General features: G+C 32.6%; 3 protein-coding genes. All 3 read right to left on the bottom strand.

Annotated features, from left to right (window positions below; translation table 11 throughout):
- Positions 1–113 precede the first annotated feature (113 nt).
- On the bottom strand, positions 114–536 hold the full coding sequence (gene mscL / locus VNJ50_RS14215; protein ID WP_325582957.1) for a large-conductance mechanosensitive channel protein MscL: 423 nt from the start codon (positions 534–536) through the stop codon (positions 114–116).
- A gap of 50 nt (positions 537–586) precedes the next feature.
- Positions 587–1,492 (bottom strand): citrulline utilization hydrolase CtlX, encoded by a 906-nt coding sequence (ctlX, locus tag VNJ50_RS14210; RefSeq protein ID WP_325582956.1) that lies wholly within the window; start codon positions 1,490–1,492, stop codon positions 587–589.
- 1 nt (position 1,493) lies between these two features.
- Positions 1,494–1,690, bottom strand: a 197-nt coding sequence (locus VNJ50_RS14205) for an aminotransferase class III-fold pyridoxal phosphate-dependent enzyme (RefSeq protein ID WP_325582955.1), incomplete at its 5' end; no start/stop codon positions are given.

Here is a 1,690-nt window from a genome sequence, read left to right as displayed (position 1 = left end):
TTAATATCATTTTTAAATAATAAAACCCGGAGTCTTTATATGAGTAAAATCATTTAAAAGCTCCGGGTAATTTATTGTTGTTAAAATAGCTCCTTAACTTATTCTGATAGTGACTAATCTTTTTTCAAAAGATCTCGTATTTCCATAAGTAAGCTTTCTTGAGGTGTTGGTGCAGGCTCTTCTTTTGGTGCAGGCTCCTCCTCTTTCTTTCTTCTCATATTGTTGATTCCTTTAATAACCATAAAAATTGAAATACCTATAATTAAGAAATCCATAATATTTTGAAGAAACATCCCATAATTCCAAGTAATTGCAGGATTTAAAATTTCCTCTCCACTCATAACCGCTTTCTTAAGTACAACGTTCATTTCTGAAACCCTCGTATCACCAAGCAGCATAGAGATAGGAGGCATCAAAATATCATTTACAAATGATGTAACAATCTTTCCGAATGCTCCACCAATAACGATACCTACTGCCATGTCAATTACGTTCCCACGCAACATGAATTCTTTTAATTCTTTTCCTAATGCCATTTTTTTTATATTTAAAAAGTTTATAATTGTATAAAGCTATAAATCATAGATTAAATGCAAAATATTTCTGCGATCATACAGCGAGATGAACCACCACCTGTTTCTTCTACAATATTTAGAGGAGAAGATATAATTTTGCAATGACGTTCTAGTTTCTTTATTTGTTCGCTTTTAAAAGCTTTGCGCGCTTTTTCAGACATGATTAAACAGTGTTCATTATCTGAATTACGCACCTCTAGAATATTTGCACAAAAACTACTCATTTGTTTAAATGATATATCTAATACTTCTTTTTCAGCACCCTCAAGAGTTTCTATCACTTTCGTTTTGCGTTTATTATCAATAATTGACTCAGCACAAATAACTGCGTACTTTTCTCCAATACTTAACATTACATTTGTGTGATAGATCTTTTCCTTATTTTCATCGTACGCATTAAAGAGTTGGGGTTCAAAGTTCATTTTTGTACAAAACTCTTCAAAAACAATATCGTCAGTTCTTTCTGAGCGGCATGCATAAACAACTCGGTTATTATTATCTAAGACTAAACTCCCAGTCCCTTCTAAAAATCTGTTTTTGTTTTCCCAATCTGTTAAGTCTATAACTTTATGTATACGAAAATGTTCTTTGATAGTGTCCAAAACTTGTGATTTTCTTTCAAGTCTACGATTCTGTGCAAACATTGGATAGAGAATAAGTTCACCAGTTAAATGTGTAGAAAACCAATTATTTGGAAATATTGAATCAGGAGTGTGCGGTTCTAACGTATCTTGCACTACAACTACCTCAATTTTATTATTACGTAATACAGCTACTAAATTATCAAATTCCTCACAAGCCTTCTCATGGATGTTAGGAATTGGCAATCTTGTCTGGAAGTAGTTATTCCTTTCCGTTTGCTCGTTATAAGCAAATTTTGCAGGACGTACCATCAGAAGCTTATTAGCTGTTTGCATGTTATTCTAAAGATTTTAGCGACTTTATTATAATATCAACACCTTCTTTAAGTTGTTCTTCTGAGATAACTAAAGGGGGAGCAAAACGAATAATATTTTCATGCGTAGGTTTAGCTAACAAACCGTTTTTGGCCATTTCGATACAAACATCCCAAGCATTTTTCCCATTGTGTGGTTGTATCTCAATTGCATTTAGAA

Origin of the sequence: Gelidibacter sp., from assembly GCF_035577925.1 — a bacterium.
Lineage (GTDB): Bacteria > Bacteroidota > Bacteroidia > Flavobacteriales > Flavobacteriaceae > Gelidibacter.
This window is presented reverse-complemented; position numbering and strand designations above follow the sequence as displayed.

Excerpts from the sequence above, each read along its gene's own strand:
- ctlX (WP_325582956.1), bottom strand. The coding sequence starts at position 1,492 with ATGCAAACAGCTAATAAGCTTCTGATGGTACGTCCTGCAAAATTTGCT.
- mscL (WP_325582957.1), bottom strand. The coding sequence starts at position 536 with ATGGCATTAGGAAAAGAATTAAAAGAATTCATGTTGCGTGGGAACGTA.